Annotated in this window: 16 protein-coding genes and 1 riboswitch; of the genes, 10 read left to right on the top strand and 6 right to left on the bottom strand. The window is 58.0% G+C overall.

The genetic code is table 11. The features are described from left to right. Positions 1-41 precede the first annotated feature (41 nt). The 4 genes from cra to leuO form a co-directional block, all read right to left on the bottom strand. Positions 42-1,046 (bottom strand): catabolite repressor/activator, encoded by a 1,005-nt coding sequence (gene cra / locus FN633_RS12415; protein WP_154057913.1) that lies wholly within the window; start codon positions 1,044-1,046, stop codon positions 42-44. A 180-nt stretch (positions 1,047-1,226) separates the two neighbouring features. Then, positions 1,227-1,718: an acetolactate synthase small subunit gene (gene ilvN, locus FN633_RS12410; protein WP_042390433.1), complete on the bottom strand. Its 492-nt coding sequence runs from the start codon at positions 1,716-1,718 to the stop codon at positions 1,227-1,229. A gap of 2 nt (positions 1,719-1,720) precedes the next feature. Further along, the gene (gene ilvI / locus FN633_RS12405; RefSeq protein ID WP_154057912.1) at positions 1,721-3,445 is read right to left on the bottom strand and encodes an acetolactate synthase 3 large subunit; all 1,725 of its coding nucleotides are present in this window, start codon (positions 3,443-3,445) and stop codon (positions 1,721-1,723) included. A 309-nt stretch (positions 3,446-3,754) separates the two neighbouring features. Beyond that, positions 3,755-4,720, bottom strand: a complete 966-nt coding sequence (gene leuO, locus FN633_RS12400; protein ID WP_154057911.1) for a transcriptional regulator LeuO — start codon at positions 4,718-4,720, stop codon at positions 3,755-3,757. Between the two features lie 620 nt (positions 4,721-5,340). Here leuO and leuL point away from each other — a divergent pair. From leuL to FN633_RS12370, 6 genes are all read left to right on the top strand, one after another. After that, on the top strand, positions 5,341-5,427 hold the full coding sequence (gene leuL, locus FN633_RS18630) for a leu operon leader peptide (protein WP_103820724.1): 87 nt from the start codon (positions 5,341-5,343) through the stop codon (positions 5,425-5,427). A gap of 95 nt (positions 5,428-5,522) precedes the next feature. Further along, positions 5,523-7,094, top strand: a complete 1,572-nt coding sequence (gene leuA / locus FN633_RS12390) for a 2-isopropylmalate synthase (RefSeq protein WP_154057910.1) — start codon at positions 5,523-5,525, stop codon at positions 7,092-7,094. Next, complete coding sequence (gene leuB / locus FN633_RS12385) at positions 7,094-8,185, top strand: 3-isopropylmalate dehydrogenase (RefSeq protein WP_154057909.1); 1,092 nt, start codon at positions 7,094-7,096, stop codon at positions 8,183-8,185. The genes leuA and leuB overlap by 1 nt, the downstream gene beginning before the upstream one ends. 2 nt (positions 8,186-8,187) lie before the next feature. Continuing rightward, positions 8,188-9,588 (top strand): 3-isopropylmalate dehydratase large subunit, encoded by a 1,401-nt coding sequence (gene leuC, locus FN633_RS12380; RefSeq protein ID WP_154057908.1) that lies wholly within the window; start codon positions 8,188-8,190, stop codon positions 9,586-9,588. Positions 9,589-9,598: 10 nt separating this feature from the next. Then, positions 9,599-10,204 carry a 3-isopropylmalate dehydratase small subunit gene (gene leuD / locus FN633_RS12375; protein ID WP_154057907.1) on the top strand — a complete coding sequence of 202 codons (606 nt, stop codon included), beginning with the start codon at positions 9,599-9,601 and terminating at the stop codon, positions 10,202-10,204. Between the two features lie 203 nt (positions 10,205-10,407). After that, complete coding sequence (locus FN633_RS12370; protein ID WP_042390421.1) at positions 10,408-10,620, top strand: YdgH/BhsA/McbA-like domain containing protein; 213 nt, start codon at positions 10,408-10,410, stop codon at positions 10,618-10,620. Between the two features lie 36 nt (positions 10,621-10,656). On the opposite strand, the gene FN633_RS12365 is transcribed toward FN633_RS12370, so the two are convergent. Beyond that, positions 10,657-11,835 carry a sugar efflux transporter gene (locus tag FN633_RS12365; RefSeq protein ID WP_154057906.1) on the bottom strand — a complete coding sequence of 393 codons (1,179 nt, stop codon included), beginning with the start codon at positions 11,833-11,835 and terminating at the stop codon, positions 10,657-10,659. 185 nt (positions 11,836-12,020) lie between these two features. Between FN633_RS12365 and sgrR the strand changes: the two genes are divergently transcribed. From sgrR to thiQ, 4 genes are all read left to right on the top strand, one after another. Beyond that, a complete protein-coding gene (sgrR, locus tag FN633_RS12360) occupies positions 12,021-13,676 on the top strand; it encodes an HTH-type transcriptional regulator SgrR (RefSeq protein ID WP_154057905.1) in 1,656 nt (551 codons plus the stop codon). Between the two features lie 40 nt (positions 13,677-13,716). After that, positions 13,717-13,815: riboswitch (TPP riboswitch) on the top strand. 35 nt (positions 13,816-13,850) lie between these two features. Beyond that, the gene (gene thiB, locus FN633_RS12355; protein ID WP_154057904.1) at positions 13,851-14,849 is read left to right on the top strand and encodes a thiamine ABC transporter substrate binding subunit; all 999 of its coding nucleotides are present in this window, start codon (positions 13,851-13,853) and stop codon (positions 14,847-14,849) included. Further along, positions 14,825-16,435: a thiamine/thiamine pyrophosphate ABC transporter permease ThiP gene (thiP, locus tag FN633_RS12350; RefSeq protein WP_154057903.1), complete on the top strand. Its 1,611-nt coding sequence runs from the start codon at positions 14,825-14,827 to the stop codon at positions 16,433-16,435. Before thiB ends, thiP begins: the two co-directional genes overlap by 25 nt. Beyond that, positions 16,419-17,120: a thiamine ABC transporter ATP-binding protein ThiQ gene (gene thiQ / locus FN633_RS12345; protein ID WP_154057902.1), complete on the top strand. Its 702-nt coding sequence runs from the start codon at positions 16,419-16,421 to the stop codon at positions 17,118-17,120. Before thiP ends, thiQ begins: the two co-directional genes overlap by 17 nt. Here the strand turns inward: thiQ and FN633_RS12340 are convergent. Then, the gene (locus FN633_RS12340) at positions 17,114-17,884 is read right to left on the bottom strand and encodes a DedA family protein (protein ID WP_042390410.1); all 771 of its coding nucleotides are present in this window, start codon (positions 17,882-17,884) and stop codon (positions 17,114-17,116) included. The genes thiQ and FN633_RS12340 overlap by 7 nt on opposite strands. Between the last annotated feature and the right edge of the window lie 73 nt (positions 17,885-17,957).

Genomic DNA, 17,957 nt, shown 5'->3' with positions numbered 1-17,957 from the left:
GGCCTACGGTCTGGCCCGGCTTTTGCAGTTTTGAAGGAGAATCAGATGCGGTTTAGCACGCCGCGGCGGTAGAGGTTGCGCCGGATACGGCTGAGGCCAGGCTTTGGCTTACGCGGCTCGTCGAGGCTGGCCAATACAATTTCCAGCACACGCTCTGCGACATCGCGATGGCGCTGGGCCACGGCCAGTACCGGGCACTGCAGGAAATCGAGCAGCTCGTGATCGCCAAAGGTGGCGATAGCCAGATTGGCAGGCAGATGACCATCGCGGCGCAGCGTTACATCCATCACCCCCTGCAGCAGAGCAAAGGAGGTAGTAAACAGCGCCTGCGGCATTGGGTTAGTCTCAAGCCACTTATCGAACAGCTGCGCGGCGGCTTCCCGCTCGTAGCTGTTGGCATAGAGGAAGCTGACCTCACGCGGATCGTCTTTCCATGCGGTGCGGAAACCCTGCTCGCGCAAAAAGCTGACCGATAGCTCCGGCAGCGCGCCCAGATAGAGGACGTTCTCTGCGGGGAACGTGCGCAGCTCCGCGGCCAACATCTCGGCATCGTCCTGATCCGCACCGACCACGCTGGTGAAGTGCTCCCGATCTAACGCCCGGTCGAGGGCGACGATAGGAAAAGAGTCATTGGCCCAGCGCTGGTAAAAGGGGTGCTCCGGTGGAAGTGACGTCGACACAATAATGGCATCAACCTGGCGCTGCAGGAGATGCTCAATACAGCGCATCTCGTTATCCGGCTGGTCTTCCGAACAAGCAATCAAGAGCTGGTAACCGCGCTGGCGCGCCTGCCGCTCAAGGTAGTTAGCAATACGGGTATAGCTGGTGTTTTCCAGATCGGGGATCACCAGCCCAATCGATCGCGTGCGTCCTGCCCGCAGCCCGGCGGCTACCGCATTCGGATGGTAGTTATGCTCGCGTACGACGGCCATGACTTTTTCAACGGTTTTATCGCTGACGCGGTACTGCTTCGCTTTGCCGTTGATCACATAGCTTGCTGTGGTACGTGAGACGCCGGCAAGCCGGGCGATTTCATCCAGTTTCACAATTGCCTCTCAAAGAAAAAAGGATACTCCATAACCTTTTTTGGAATATAGGTTTAATCCATCACATCTAAACGCAGAATAGTCACTGCGGCAACCGCTTTCGCTCAGCCTTCCGGCTGTTTTCGCAAAAAAAAGCCCGACGGGATCCGCCGGGCTGCTCATTTTGCCGCTGCCTTCAACCTAACGCATGATTTTATCGCCACGCGACAGGCCCACCACGCCGGAGCGAGCGACCTCGACGATTTTCGCCACGTCGCGGATAGAGGCCAGAAACGCATCCAGCTTATCGCTGGTGCCAGCAAGCTGAACCGTGTAGATCGAGGGCGTCACATCAATGATCTGACCGCGGAAGATCTCCGCGTTACGCTTTACCTCTTCCCGGCCATAGCCGCTGGCCTGGATCTTCACCAGCATGATCTCGCGCTCGACGTGTGCCCCCTGCCCTAGCTCAGTAACGCGCAGCACGTCCACCAGCTTATGCAGCTGCTTCTCGATCTGCTCCAGCACTTTGGCATCGCCCACCGTCTGGATGGTCATGCGTGAGAGGGTGGGATCGTCGGTCGGGGCCACGGTTAGGCTCTCGATGTTGTAGCCACGCTGGGAGAAGAGGCCGATCACGCGCGACAGCGCACCCGATTCGTTCTCCAGTAACACAGATAATATCCGGCGCATAATCAGGTTCTCTCCGTTTTGCTTAACCACATCTCATCCATGCCGCCCCCACGGATCTGCATGGGATACACGTGCTCACTGCCGTCAACGGTGACATCGACAAACACCAGCCGGCCATTTTTCACCTGCGTCAGGGCCTCGCTCAGCTTCGCTTCCAGCTCATCGGGACGATTAATGCGGATACCCACGTGACCATAGGCTTCGGCCAAACGGGCAAAGTCCGGGAGGGATTGCATATAGGATTGGGAGTGGCGGCCGGAGTAGATCATATCCTGCCACTGCTTTACCATCCCGAGATAGCGGTTATTAAGGTTAAGCACCAGCACCGGCAGCTCATACTGCAGCGCCGTTGACAGCTCCTGAATGTTCATCTGAATACTGCCGTCGCCGGTCACGCAGACCACCGTCTCCTCCGGCAGGGCCATTTTCACCCCCAGCGCGGCGGGCAGACCAAAGCCCATCGTGCCGAGACCGCCGGAGTTGATCCAGCGCCGGGGCTTATCGAAAGGATAGTAGAGGGCGGCAAACATCTGGTGCTGGCCGACGTCAGAGGTCACATAGGCATCGCCATCGGTCAGACGCCAGATGGCTTCAATCACCGCCTGCGGCTTGATGCTCTCGCTCTGGGTGTCGTACTTCAGACACTGACGAGCACGCCAGCCATCAATCGTTAGCCACCAGTCGCGAATGTCGTCGAGAGGTTGCACGCTCTCCTCCTGGGCCAGCAGCTCCAGCATCTGCTCCAGCATCAGCCGGGCATCACCCACGATGGGCACATCCGCCGCCACCGTTTTTGAGATCGAGGTCGGGTCGATATCGATATGCAGCACCGTGGCGTTCGGGCAGTACTTCATCAGATTGTTAGTGGTGCGATCGTCGAAACGCACGCCGACGGCAAAGATCACGTCGGAGTGGTGCATCGTCATGTTGGCTTCATAGGTGCCGTGCATCCCCAGCATCCCGAGCGCCTGACGATGGGTGGCCGGAAACGCGCCTAATCCCATTAATGACGAGACGACCGGCAGGTTCAGCTTTTCGGCCAGCTCGCGCAGCTGCTTATCGCAGGCGGAGTTGATCGCCCCACCCCCAACGTAAACCACCGGCTTTTTCGCGGCGATCAGCGTCTGCAGGGCACGCTTGATCTGCCCCTTGTGGCCCTGAGTGGTGGGATTGTAGGAGCGCATGCTCACCGACTCCGGCCAGACGTAGGGGAGCTTGTTTGCCGGGTTCATAATGTCTTTCGGCAGATCGACAACCACCGGGCCAGGACGGCCGGTCGAGGCCAGCCAGAACGCTTTTTTCAGCACGGCGGGGATATCTTCTGCCTGTTTAACCAGGAAGCTGTGTTTCACCACCGGGCGGGAGATCCCCACCATATCGCACTCTTGAAAGGCATCGTAGCCAATCAGTGAAGTAGCAACCTGCCCGGAGAGCACTACCAATGGAATAGAGTCCATGTAGGCGGTGGCAATGCCGGTGATGGCATTGGTTGCGCCAGGCCCGGAGGTCACCAGCACCACGCCCACTTCGCCCGTGGCGCGCGCTAGCCCATCCGCCATATGGACCGCTGCCTGCTCGTGCCGCACCAGCACATGCTCAATCCCGCCTACCGTATGCAGGGCGTCGTAGATATCAAGGACGGCCCCTCCAGGGTAACCAAAGACCTGCTTTACCCCCTGATCGATGAGCGATCGGACGACCATCTCGGCTCCAGACAACATCTCCATGACTTGCCTCCAGGCATTTTTTCATTGTCAGTTACCTTAACCGTTGATTCCGGGGCAGGCAATTAGCAAACGAGTAGCGCTACGGCAGTGAAAAAGAGGAAGCGGGAGGTGAATAAAAAGTTATTGGTGGATTCAACTACGATAGGGAAAGCTGATGATGCTTCATCATTTAAAACCGGCGGCGTACAGCGATTCATCCATTTTTCACCTGCTGGCAAGGCAGAGGCAAATAACAGATCAGTCAAAAATAGCGCAGATGAGACTATGTGTAGCATAAACCGGATAGAAGCTATCCGGTTTTATCAGTAGCTATACACGGCGGCAAACGTCAATGAGTAACTCTTCCATCCACTGGTGGCCTTTATCGCGCCCGGCGGCCTCGTGCCATGACAGGAAGCAGGTCCGGCTATTACGCTTCAACGGCAGCGGCATAATTTGTAGCTCCAGGCTATCGGCAAACTTTTCGCTTAACCAGCGCGGGGCAATACAGACGAGATGGGTTTGCGAGACGACATTAAGCACGCTAACCAGCGCCATGCCCTGATAGGCAATACGGCTCTGTTTATCCGGCGTGTCATACCACGGCTGGCTAAAAGAGGCATAGCGTTCAAGGGAAACTACCGCATGCTCTTCGATATAAATATCCGACTCTTTTAACGGCGCATGGATCCGAGGATGATTTTTACTGGCTACCAGCACCATTTCGTCATTAAAAAGTGGCAGGCATGAGAACTCCGGGCGCTTAAACTCCTCATAGCCAATAACAAACCCCGTTTCCTGATAGCGCAGCTGGTGTTCAATGTTTTTATCAAGCGCCGAGCTAAAGACTAAATGGATATTGGGTGCCTCTTTTTCAATCCGGTTATAGATAGTTGATGTCAGGTAGGTATCCAACGGACTGCAGATACAAATATGGAAAATGCGCTCGCTTTTTAGTGGGTCAAAGCCAGAGCCAGGAAGTTCATTCTGAATAAGCTGCAGTGCCTGGTGAACCGAGCCGAAGAGCTGATAGGCCCGTGCCGTAGGTTTGATACCGCGGCCATAGCGGGAGAAAAGATCGTCGTTAAACAGCACCTTTAGCCGAGCTACCGCATTGCTGACCGCCGGCTGGGACATGCCAAGATTACGCGCTGCGCGGGTGATATTTTGCTCCTGCATCACCGCATCAAAAACGGTTAATAAATTCAGATCGACCTGCCGGAGCTTCGATTTCATATCATAAGGTACCGAGAGATATTCACTGTTGGCTTCTGACATTTTTGACTCCACTGTCATACTAAACTCCTTTTGCTGGCAAGCATCGCGCCTGGCTATAAATATGATTTATTAAGCATATAAATAAGCAAAAGCAGTATCGTATAATTTTTAAAAAAATACAGGGCAATTTTGGATAACTTCGCGAGAAAAACGTACGCGAGAAAAGCGCAGGTCACGCTGCGCTTTTTTATTGCACAACGCATACCCTTGGCGCTATGGGCGCAATGAAAACATAAACATCATGAATAACCAAAGCAATATATACTTAAAAGTGAATTCAGATTATCTAAAATCAACTAATTAATTATTGGTAAAATGAATGCCACTTGTTCCATTATTGTAAAATAACCTATAAAAAAGAGATTATAAAAACATTAAAACCAGCTAAATCAATTAAATAAACTCAACCTAATCAATGTGACAAAATATCTCTTTCTGTAAATGAAATATGTCTACAGGAAACCAGCCGAAACCGTATCAAATCAACCAATGAAAATGTCTTGCCCAGGCTGTCCTGAATAGCACAATAAACTAACGCAGCGATCCCCCGTACATCGTTTTTTCCGCCTCTGCTGTTGACATCATCTGCCATATCCAGTACCACTAAAAGCATATCGATTTCATCTGGAGCCTGACGCATGATTCGCAACGTTCGTATCGCCGGTCTACTACTACTAAACGCATCCTCATTGCGCGGTGGACTGGTGGGCGACAAACAGAGTTAAGTCAGCTTCCGGTTAAAACAGAGAACCCGCGCCAATGCGCGGGTTTTTTTATGCTCGTAGCACAAGGCGACTTCCGACAGACAAGGACCTAAACCATGAGCCAGCAGCACGTTACCATTTTCGATACCACCTTACGCGACGGTGAACAGGCGTTACAGGCAAGCCTGAGTGTAAAAGAGAAACTGCAGATTGCACTGGCGCTTGAGCGTATGGGCGTGGACGTGATGGAAGTAGGCTTTCCGGTCTCTTCCCCAGGCGATTTTGAGTCCGTACAGACCATCGCTCGTCAGGTGAAAAACAGCCGCGTCTGCGCCCTGGCGCGCTGCGTGGAGAAAGATATCGACGTGGCTGCAGAGTCGCTGAAGGTCGCCGAGGCCTTCCGCATCCATACCTTTATTGCCACCTCGCCGATGCATATCGCCACCAAGCTGCGCAGTACCCTGGACGAGGTGATCGAGCGCGCGGTCTATATGGTCAAGCGCGCACGTAACTATACCGATGACGTCGAGTTCTCCTGTGAAGACGCGGGCCGTACCCCAATTGCCGATCTGGCGCGGGTGGTTGAGGCGGCGATTAACGCCGGGGCGAAAACCATCAATATCCCTGATACCGTCGGCTACACCATGCCCTTCGAGTTCGCGAATATTATTACCGGCCTGTATGAGCACGTACCCAACATCGATAAAGCCATTATCTCTGTCCACACCCACGACGATTTAGGCCTCGCCGTCGGCAACGCCATTGCCGCCGTCCATGCCGGTGCGCGCCAGGTTGAAGGGGCGATGAACGGTATCGGCGAACGCGCCGGTAACTGCTCGCTGGAAGAGGTGATCATGGCGATTAAGGTCCGCAAGGACATCATGAACCTGCAAACCCGCATCAATCACCAAGAGATCTGGCGCACCAGTCAGGTGGTTAGCCAGATCTGCAACATGCCGATCCCGGCTAACAAGGCGATTGTCGGCACCGGCGCGTTTGCTCACTCTTCCGGTATTCATCAGGACGGCGTGCTGAAGAATCGCGAAAATTACGAAATCATGACCCCAGAGTCTATCGGTCTGAACCAGGTCCAGCTGAACCTGACCTCCCGCTCCGGTCGCGCGGCGGTGAAACACCGCATGGATGAGATGGGCTATAAGGAGAGCGACTACAGCCTGGATAACCTGTACGACGCCTTCCTGAAGCTGGCGGATAAGAAAGGCCAGGTCTTTGATTACGATCTGGAAGCGCTGGCCTTTATCAACAAGCAGCAGGAGGAGCCAGAGCATTTCCGTCTGGACTACTTCAGCGTGCAGTCCGGCTCCAACGATATCGCCACCGCCTCCGTGAAGCTGGCCTGCGGTGATGAAGTGAAAGCCGAAGCCGCTAACGGCAACGGCCCGGTGGACGCGGTGTATCAGGCGATTAACCGCATCACCGACTACAACATCGAACTGGTGAAATATGGCCTGAGCGCCAAGGGCCATGGTAAAGATGCCCTGGGCCAGGTAGATATCGTCGTCAACTATAACGGCCGCCGTTTCCACGGTATGGGCCTGACTACCGACATCGTGGAGTCCTCCGCCCGCGCGATGGTGCACGTGCTGAATAATATCTGGCGCGCCAATGAAGTCGAAAAAGAGCTGCAGCGCAAAGCCATAAAAGAAAACAACCAGGAAACCGTGTGATGTCTAAAAATTATCATATTGCAGTTTTGCCGGGCGACGGCATTGGCCCGGAAGTGATGGCGCAAGCCTTGAAAGTACTGGAAGCCATTCGTGGGCGTTTCTCCCTGCGCATTACCACCAGCCATTACGACGTGGGTGGTATTGCCATTGACCGCCACGGCAATCCGCTGCCGCAGGCGACCGTGGCTGGCTGCGAGCAGGCCGATGCGATCCTGTTCGGCTCGGTCGGTGGCCCGAAGTGGGAACACCTGCCCCCGGCCCAGCAGCCGGAGCGCGGCGCGCTGCTGCCGCTGCGTAAACACTTTAAGCTGTTCAGCAACCTGCGTCCGGCGAAGCTGTACCAGGGGCTGGAAGCGTTCTGCCCGCTGCGGGCAGACATTGCCGCCAACGGTTTTGATATTCTCTGCGTACGCGAGCTGACCGGCGGGATCTATTTCGGCCAGCCGAAGGGCCGTGAAGGCAGCGGCCAGCATGAAAAAGCGTTTGATACCGAGGTCTATCACCGCTTCGAGATCGAGCGCATCGCCCGCATCGCCTTTGAATCCGCGCGCAAACGCCGGAATAAAGTGACCTCTATCGATAAGGCCAACGTGCTGCAAACCTCTCTGCTGTGGCGCGAGATCGTTAACGACATTGCAAAAGAGTACCCGGACGTTGAGCTGGCGCATATGTACATCGACAACGCCACCATGCAGCTGATCAAGGATCCGTCCCAGTTCGACGTCCTGCTCTGCTCCAACCTGTTTGGCGACATCCTCTCTGACGAGTGCGCGATGATCACCGGCTCAATGGGGATGCTGCCCTCGGCCAGCCTCAACGAGCAGGGCTTTGGCCTGTACGAGCCCGCAGGCGGCTCGGCCCCGGACATCGCCGGAAAAAACATTGCTAACCCGATTGCCCAGATCCTCTCCCTGGCCCTGCTGCTGCGCTATAGCCTGAACGCCAACGATGCAGCGGACGCCATTGAAGCCGCGATTAACCGCGCGCTGGAAGAGGGTGTGCGTACCGGAGACCTGGCCCGCGGCAGCGCGGCGGTCAGTACTGATGAGATGGGCGACATTATTGCCCGCTACGTAGCGGAAGGGGTGTAATCATGGCCAAGAGTTTGTATGAGAAGTTGTTTGACGCCCACGTGGTCTATGAAGCGCCAAATGAAACCCCGCTGCTCTATATCGATCGTCACCTGGTGCATGAGGTGACCTCCCCGCAGGCGTTTGATGGCCTGCGCGCGCACCATCGCCCGGTGCGTCAGCCGGGTAAAACCTTCGCCACCATGGATCACAACGTCTCGACCCAGACGAAAGATATCAACGCCTCGGGCGAAATGGCGCGCATTCAGATGCAGGAGCTGATCAAGAACTGCAACGAGTTTGGCGTGGAGCTGTACGATCTGAATCACCCCTATCAGGGCATCGTCCACGTGATGGGCCCGGAGCAAGGGATCACCCTGCCGGGAATGACCATCGTCTGCGGCGACTCCCATACCGCCACCCACGGTGCCTTCGGCGCGCTGGCCTTCGGGATCGGCACCTCGGAAGTTGAGCACGTATTGGCGACCCAGACCCTGAAGCAGGGCCGCGCCAAAACCATGAAAATTGAAGTACAGGGCCAGGCCGCACCGGGCATCACCGCCAAAGATATCGTGCTGGCGATCATCGGCAAGACCGGCAGCGCGGGCGGTACCGGCCACGTGGTCGAGTTCTGCGGCGAAGCTATTCAGGCGCTGAGCATGGAGGGTCGGATGACCCTGTGCAACATGGCCATTGAGATGGGTGCCAAAGCGGGTATCGTCGCCCCTGACGAAACCACCTTTAACTATGTGCGAGGCCGTCTGCACGCGCCGAAGGGCAACGATTTCGATGAGGCGGTGGCCTACTGGAAAACGCTGAAAACTGACGAAGGTGCAACCTTTGACACCGTGGTCACGTTGCAGGCGTCAGACATCGCCCCGCAGATCACCTGGGGAACTAACCCAGGCCAGGTCATCGCCGTCGGTGAAAACATTCCCGATCCGGCGTCGTTTGCCGATCCGGTTGAACGTGCCAGCGCGGAGAAGGCGTTGGCCTATATGGGCCTGAAGCCGGGCATTCCGCTGACCGAGGTGAACATCGACAAGGTGTTTATTGGTTCCTGTACCAACTCGCGCATTGAAGACCTGCGCGCGGCGGCAGAGATCGCCAAAGGACGTAAGGTTGCGCCCGGCGTTCAGGCGCTGGTCGTGCCTGGCTCTGGCCCGGTGAAGGCCCAGGCGGAAGCCGAAGGTCTGGACAAGATCTTTATCGAGGCGGGCTTTGAGTGGCGTCTGCCTGGCTGCTCCATGTGCCTGGCGATGAACAACGATCGTCTGAATCCGGGCGAGCGCTGCGCCTCAACCAGCAACCGTAACTTTGAAGGTCGCCAGGGGCGCGGGGGACGTACCCACCTGGTCAGCCCGGCAATGGCCGCCGCCGCCGCCGTCACCGGCCACTTCGCCGATATTCGCAGCATCAAATAAGGAGACCACCATGGCAGAGAAATTTATTCAGCATACCGGCCTGGTCGTCCCTTTGGACGCCGCCAACGTCGATACCGATGCGATCATTCCGAAGCAGTTTTTACAGAAGGTTACGCGTACCGGCTTTGGGGCACATCTGTTTAACGACTGGCGTTTCCTCGACGACAAAGGCGAGCAGCCGAACCCGGAGTTCGTGCTGAATTTTCCGCAGTATAGAGGTGCCTCAATCCTGCTGGCGCGGGAGAATTTTGGCTGTGGCTCCTCTCGTGAGCACGCGCCGTGGGCCCTGACCGACTATGGCTTTAAGGTGGTTATTGCCCCGAGCTTTGCCGATATCTTCTACGGCAACAGCTTTAACAACCAGCTGCTGCCGGTCACGCTGAGCGATGACGAAGTGGATGAGCTGTTTAGCCTGGTGCAGAGCAATCCCGGCATCTCCTTCGTGGTAGACCTGGAAGCGCAGAAGGTCATCGCTGGGGAGAAATCCTACAGCTTTAATATCGACGCGTTCCGCCGCCACTGCATGTTAAACGGTCTGGACAGCATCGGCCTGACGCTGCAGCACGAAGAGGCTATCTCCGCCTATGAACAGCAGCAGCCTGCTTTTATGAACTAATTTGCTTGCGGTTTTAGGCATCCTAAACGGCGAGGAGCGATCCCCGCCGTTTTTTTATGCGTTGAATTCCTTAGCTTTCCTAAATTAATTAATGCTCGTTATAAAATAGTGTTGACGCGCAGAGCCGATCGCGCCTATCATTTATCTATCGATCGTTAACTAATTAACGACCCCAGACAAAAATGAAGCTTAAGGAACACCCCATGAAATCGATTAAAACGCTTGTTGCCGCCGTTGCCCTCTCTACCCTCTCATTTGGTGCGTTTGCCCAGAGCGTCACAGCCAGCGGTACCACCATTGATGATGCCGAAGCGAAAATCGCCGTTCAGGCAGAGCAGGCCGGTGCGTCTTCCTATAAAATCACCGAAGCCAACGTCAACAACACCGTGCATATGACGGCAGAGCTGTATAAATAAGTGCTGTATTGCCCGGCGGCGCTAAGCCTGCCGGGCCTACACATCCTTCACCCGCATCGTCAGCCCCAGCGTCAGCAGTGATATCCCCGCGATAGCCCAGTAGACCATCCCATGGCCATAGCTTTGCGCCAGCGCCCCTTGAATGACCCCCGCTAAAATCACCCCGGTAGAGATACTGTTGGTGAACAGCGTGGTGGCCGCTCCCGCCCGTCCAGGCATTAGATCCTGAAACCAGAGCATGCCGATCCCGGCAACAATCCCAATAAACACCGCGTTGAAGAGCTGTAACAGCAGCAGTGCGCGTTCGCTATGAAAGAAGATCAGCCCGATGTAGAACAGCACGCCCGCCGCGACCGCAAGGGTCATCATCCGCCGCTTGCCGATGCGTTTAACGTAGTAGCCAGCAAGGATCATCGCCGGGATCTCCAGCCCGGCGGCAGTGCCCATCAGGATCCCTGCCAGCCGGTCGGGCAGGCCGAGATCGCCGCTGATCCACAGCGGCATATCGATGATGTACATGGTATTGCAGGTCCACATCAGCGTGGAGGCGACAAACAGCTTGCGCACGTTGCCGTCGCGCCAGCCGCTTATCTGTGTGACCGCCACATCCGCTGGCTGCTCCACCCTTGCCACCGACGGCAGGATCAGCGCAATCAGCGCGAAGCTGATAATAAAGATCCCGGCGGCGATAGTGAACATGGCGGTGAAGCCATAGTTTAGCGCCAGCATAAAGGCCAGCGGCGGACCGATAACCCACGCCAGCGAGAGCTGGGCGCGCATCACCGAGCTGAACATCACCACCTCGCGGGCGGAGCTGTCGGCATACTCCCTGGCGAGGGCAAAGAGCTGCGGCATGGCGGTATTAGCCAGCGAAGCCAGCAGCACGCCGCAGGTGATAAGCGTTAAGTAGTGCCGGTTAAAGGCAAACAGCAGCGCGTTGCCCACCGCCATCGCACAGCAGAACATGATCAGCCTGCGGCGATCGCCCTGGCTGTCGGATCGTTTCGCCAGCCACAGGCTGACAAGGATCCCAGCGATGGCGTTGACGGTGTAGAACAGCCCTACCCAGAACGGCTCGGCTCCCACCTCGCGGCTGAGAAAAAGGCTCAGCGTCGGTGCCTGTAGCGCTCCGGCGATGCCCATCATAAATGCGACGATCATAAACGCGGCGTAGACCCCGTTCAGCCGCCTTCCCATTGTCATCAGCCAGAGCATAAGCATCCTTTTAGCGTGTGAGAAAAGAAAAAAGCCAGCAGGATCATAGCTGCTGGCGTGGCGATAAGCACCAATACTCAGTCACACAAGATGAAAGCAGTTGGGCACCGCTTTCATCTACAAGGATTATTGGCTTAATATAGGGAAAAATAAATTGCTGACTTTTCGCCGGGAGTTCCCCTTTTATGTCCTCTGGTCGTCTGCAACAACAGTTTATCCGTCTCTGGCAGTGCTGCAACGGCGCATCTCGCGAAACGACGCTGAACGAGCTGGCGGAGCAGCTAAGCTGTTCCCGCCGCCATATGCGTACCCTGCTTAACGCTATGCAGCAGCGCGGCTGGCTGACGTGGGAGGCGGAAGCCGGTCGCGGCAAACGCTCGCGCCTTACCTTTCTCTATACCGGCCTCGCGCTCCAGCAGCAGCGCGCGGAAGATCTGCTGGATCAGGATCGCATCGATCAGCTGGTACAGCTGGTGGGCGATAAAAGCGCTGTACGGCAGATGCTGGTTTCGCACCTTGGCAGAAGCTTTCGTCAGGGTCGGCATATTCTGCGCGTGCTCTACTACCGGCCATTACGCAACCTGCTGCCCGGCACGGCCCTGCGCCGCTCGGAAACCCACATTGCCCGCCAGATCTTCAGCGCGCTAACCCGGATAAATGAGGAAAACGGGGAACTGGAGCCGGATATCGCCCACCACTGGAAACGTCTCTCCCCGCTGCACTGGCGTTTTTATCTGCGCCCCGGCATTCATTTTCACCATGGCCGCGAGCTGGAGATGAGCGACGTTATCACCTCCCTGCAGCGGGTTAACGCCCTGCCGCTCTACTCGCATATCACCGAGATCGTCTCCCCAACGCCCTGGACGCTGGATATCCATCTCTCCCAGCCCGACAGCTGGCTACCGTGGCTGCTGGGCCACGTGCAGTCGATGATCCTGCCCCAGGAGTGGCCGACCATGGAGAACTTTGCCAGCCTGCCGGTGGGCACCGGGCCGTACGCGGTCACGCTCAATAACAGCAACCAGCTAAAGATCCACGCCTTTGATGACTACTTTGGCTTTCGTGCGCTCATCGATGAGGTAAATGTCTGGATGCTGCCCGACGTCAATGACGATCTGAGTGCGGGCCTGACGCTGGAGGGGCCCGGCGGGGAGGAGAAAGCGGTTGAGAGCCGTCTCGAAGAGGGGTGCTACTACCTGCTGTTTGACGCCCGCACCCGTCGCGGTGCCAGCCAGCAGGTGCGGGAGTGGGTGAGTCAGATCCTCTCCCCGGCGAGCCTGCTGTTTCACGCCGAGGAGCACCACCAGCGCTACTGGTTCCCGGCCTACGGCCTGCTGCCGCGCTGGCATCATACCCGGCCGGGCGGCAGTGAAAAGCCAGCCGGGCTGGAGTCGCTGACCCTGACCTACTACCGGGAACACATCGAACACCGGGTGCTGGCCCAAACCATGAGCGCCCTGCTGGCTGCGCATCAGGTGACGTTGCACATCCAGGAGGTAGATTACGAGGAGTGGCACAGCGGCGACGCGGTGAGCGATATCTGGCTCAACAGCGCTAACTTTACCCTACCGCTGGATTTCTCTCTCTTTACCCATCTCTATGAGGTGCCGCTATTGCAGAAGTGCATTCCCCGCGACTGGCAGGCGGATGCCACGCAGTGGCGGGCGGGCGAGATGAATTTAGCCGCCTGGTGCCAGCAACTGCTGGCGGGCAAGGCGATTGTGCCGCTGATCCATCACTGGCTGATGATCCAGGGGCAGCGCAGCATGCGCGGCCTGCGGATGAACACCCTCGGCTGGTTTGATTTTAAATCGGCCTGGTTTGCCCCTCCCGACCCATAAAGTATGCTTTCGGAATGCTGACATAATCACTACAATGAGGCCGTGCTCAACGGGGTGCTGCGCGATGCGTGTGCTGAGAAAATACCCGTCGAACCTGATCCGGATAACGCCGGCGAAGGGATTTGAGGCTACCGCTCAAAATCCTTTGCCACTCTCTTTCTATTGAGGTGCAAAGTGTTAAAAAAATGTCTGCCGCTGCTGCTGCTTGTGGCCGCCCCCGTTTTTGCCGCCCCGGCTTCTGATAAACCCGTTCTCACCGTCTACACCTACGACTCGTTCGCCGCCGACTGGGGGCCAGGTCCTGCGGTAAAAAAAGCCTTTGAGGCCGACTGCAACTGCGAGCTGAAGATGGTGGCGCTGGAGGATGGCGTCTCGCTGCTCAACCGTCTGCGCATGGAGGGCAAAAACAGTAAGGCCGACGTGGTGCTGGGCCTCGACAATAACCTGCTGGACGCCGCCAGTCAGACCGGGCTGTTTGCCAAAAGCGGCGTGGCGGCCGATGCCGTTAACGTCCCCGGCGGCTGGAAAAACGACACCTTTGTGCCCTTCGACTATGGCTACTTTGCCTTTGTCTATGACAAAAACAAGCTGAAAAACCCGCCGAAGAGCCTGAAAGAGCTGGTAGAGAGCGACCAGAAGTGGCGGGTAATCTATCAGGATCCGCGCACCAGCACCCCAGGGCTGGGCCTGCTGCTGTGGATGCAAAAAGTCTACGGCGATAAAGCGCCTGAGGCATGGCAGAAGCTGGCGGCGAAAACCGTCACCGTCACCAAAGGCTGGAGCGAAGCCTACGGCCTGTTCCTGAAGGGCGAGAGCGATCTGGTCCTGAGCTACACCACCTCTCCGGCCTATCACCTGATCGAAGAGAAAAAGGATAACTACGCGGCAGCCGACTTCAGCGAAGGCCACTACCTGCAGGTAGAGGTAGCCGCCCGCACCGCGGCCAGCAAGCAGCCTGAGCTGGCGGAAAAGTTCCTCAAGTTTATGGTGAGCCCGGCGTTCCAGAACGCCATCCCAACCGGCAACTGGATGTACCCGGTAAGCAACGTGACGCTGCCCGCTGGCTTTGACTCGCTGACGAAGCCGAAAACCACCCTGGAGTTCACGCCGCAGCAGGTCTTCTCCCAACGCGCTGAGTGGATTAACACGTGGCTTCGCGCGACCAGCCGCTAATTCCCGGCTGGCTGCTGCCCGGCGCGAGCGCGGCTACCCTGCTGGTGGCGGTCGCGCTGGCGGCGTTTCTTGCCCTCTGGCTCAACGCGCCGACCACCGATGTCTCGGCGCTATGGCACGACAGCTATCTGCGCCACGTGGTGGCCTTCTCCTTTGGCCAGGCGTTTCTCTCCGCCCTGCTCTCGGTGATGCCCGCTATTTTCCTGGCCCGCGCCCTCTATCGCCGCCGCTTTCCCGGACGGCTGATGCTGCTCCGCCTCTGCGCGATGACCCTGATCCTGCCGGTGCTGGTGGCGGTATTCGGTATCCTCACCGTCTATGGGCGTCAGGGCTGGCTGGCCTCGCTGTGCGACTCGCTCGGCCTGCCGTGGGGATTTTCGCCCTACGGGCTGAGCGGCATTCTGCTGGCGCACATCTTTTTTAACCTGCCGATGGCGACCCGCCTGCTGCTCCAGGCCCTGGAGCAGATCCCTGGTGAGCAGCGCCAGCTTGCTGCCCAGCTGGGGATGCGCGGTTTCGCCTTCTTCCGCTTCGTTGAGTGGCCGTGGCTACGACGGCAGATCCCCCCGGTGGCTGCGCTGATCTTTATGCTCTGCTTTGCCAGCTTCGCCACCGTGCTATCGCTTGGCGGCGGCCCTAAAGCGACGACCATTGAGCTGGCGATCTACCAGGCCCTGAACTTCGACTACGATCCCGGCCGTGCCGCGCTGCTGGGGCTATTGCAGATGATCTGCTGTCTGGGGCTGGTGCTGTTTAGCCAGCGCCTGAGCAAGGCCATTCCAGTGGGTAGCAGCCAGATTCAGGGCTGGCGCGATCCCGAAGAGAGCTGGCGCACCCGGCTAAGCGATAGCCTGCTGATTGGCCTGGCGCTGCTGCTCCTGCTGCCGCCCCTGCTGGCGGTGATCGTCGAGGGGATAAACCGTAGCCTGCCCGAGGTACTGGCCCAGCCGGTGCTGTGGCAGGCGGTGTGGACCTCCCTGCGCATTGCCCTGCTGGCCGGGCTGCTCTGCGTGATCCTCACCATGATGCTACTCTGGAGCAGCCGCGAGCTGCGGGCGCGCGGACAGCTGCGCCGGGGCCAGGCGCTGGAGCTGAGCGGGATGCTGATCCTCGCCATGCCCGGCATCGTGCTGGCAACCGGCTTCTTTCTGCTGCTGAATAACTCGGTCGGCCTGCCCACTTCGGCGGATGGGATCGTGATCTTCACCAACGCCCTGATGGCGATCCCCTACGCCCAGAAGGTGCTCGATAACCCGATGCGGGACATTACCGCCCGCTACGGCCTGCTGTGCGAGTCATTAGGCATGCGCGGCTTTGCACGCCTGCGGGTGGTGGAGCTGCGGGCGCTACGGCGACCGCTGGCCCAGGCGCTGGCCTTCGCCTGCGTGCTCTCTATCGGCGACTTTGGGGTGGTAGCGCTGTTTGGCAACGAAGATTTTCGCACGCTGCCCTTCTATCTTTACCAGCAGATTGGCTCCTATCGTAGCCAGGACGGGGCGGTGACGGCGCTGATCCTGCTGGCGCTCTGCTTTGTTCTCTTTACCATTATTGAAAAACTTCCGGGCCGCCATGCTAAAACTCACTGATGTCACCTGGCTCTACCAGCATCTGCCGATGCGCTTTACTCTCGCCGTCGAGGCGGGTGAGCAGATTGCCGTACTGGGACCCAGCGGCGCGGGGAAAAGCACGCTGCTCAACCTGATCGCCGGTTTTATCCAGCCGGTGAGCGGCACGATGATGATTGGCGAGCAGGAGCATACCGCTACGCCGCCGTCGCGCCGACCGGTATCCATGCTGTTTCAGGAGAATAACCTGTTTACCCACCTGACGGTGCGGCAGAACATTGGCCTCGGCCTGCATCCCGGCCTGAAGCTCAATGCCGATCAGCAGCAGAAGCTGGTGGAGATTGCCGCCCAGATGGGGCTGGAGACGCTGCTAGACCGGCTGCCGGACCAGCTCTCCGGCGGGCAGCGGCAGCGGGTGGCGCTGGCGCGCTGTCTGGTGCGGGAGCAGCCCATCCTGCTGCTGGATGAGCCGTTCTCGGCGCTCGATCCGGCCCTGCGTCAGGAGATGCTGGCCCTGGTGCAGAGCATTTGCCAGCGGCAAAACATCACCCTGCTGATGGTCTCCCACAGCATTGAGGATGCCGCGCGCATTGCCAGCCGGGCGCTGGTGGTGGCCGAGGGACGCATCGCCTGGGACGGCGCAACCGATGATCTGGTCAGCGGCCGCGCCCCGGTTTCGGCGCTGCTGGGAATTGAGCGTCAGTGACCGGTGACAACCTTACCCAGGATGGTTAAGTAGGTAGGCATCAGCGGATGACGGGCCACCGCCACGCAGGCGATAACCGCCACGCCAAGCAGCAACGGCGCAACCCACAGCAGACGTCCGCGTGGCAGGTATTTTGTCAGCCGATCGCTGCCGGACCTGCCGCTGCGCCACAGCCGCCAGCAGAGCCACACCGCAATCCAGAGCAGCAGCGCCGCACCCAGCAGCAGCCACTTAAACGCCCCGCTCTGCTCGTCGGCAGGAATATCGATCGCCGCCCCGGCGAGAATGCCCGGTAAAAAGTAGAACGGCGGCCAGAGCAGGCAGCCGATAACGTTAGGCAGAATAAACTTGCTGACGGGAAGATCGAGCATCCCGGCAACCATCGGCACCAGCGGACGCGTTGGCCCAACAAAGCGGCCGACAAGGATGGTAAACATGCTGTGCTGGTGCAGGGCATGCTCGGTTTTATCGAGCAGGGCCTTGTTCTTTTTCATAAACGACCAGCGGTGCAGCGGCTTCTTAAAGCGCCACCCGAGCCAGAAGGAGATCCAGTCTCCCAGCAGGCAGCCGACAATCCCCGCCAGCCAGGCATACCAGAAGTTCACCTCGCCGCTGCCGATCAGCGCCCCGAGTCCGGCCATCATCACCGTGCCAGGCAGGATCAGGCCCACCAGCGCCAGCGACTCCAGAAAGGCCACGAGGGCGATCGCAATGAGCGTGTAGGTCGCTGATTGAGTAATAAAATGTTCCAGAAATGCCTGCATACGCTGTCCGTTTTAGTGACGAAGCAGGGATTCTCCAGAGCCGGTAGCGCCTCGTCAAGCCTGCAATTGTCCG

It is taken from the genome of Pseudescherichia vulneris, assembly GCF_902164725.1.
In the GTDB taxonomy this organism is placed as follows: Bacteria; Pseudomonadota; Gammaproteobacteria; order Enterobacterales; family Enterobacteriaceae; genus Pseudescherichia; species Pseudescherichia vulneris.
The sequence above is the reverse complement of the archived record's forward strand: the minus strand, read 5'-3'. Positions and strand labels throughout refer to the sequence as shown.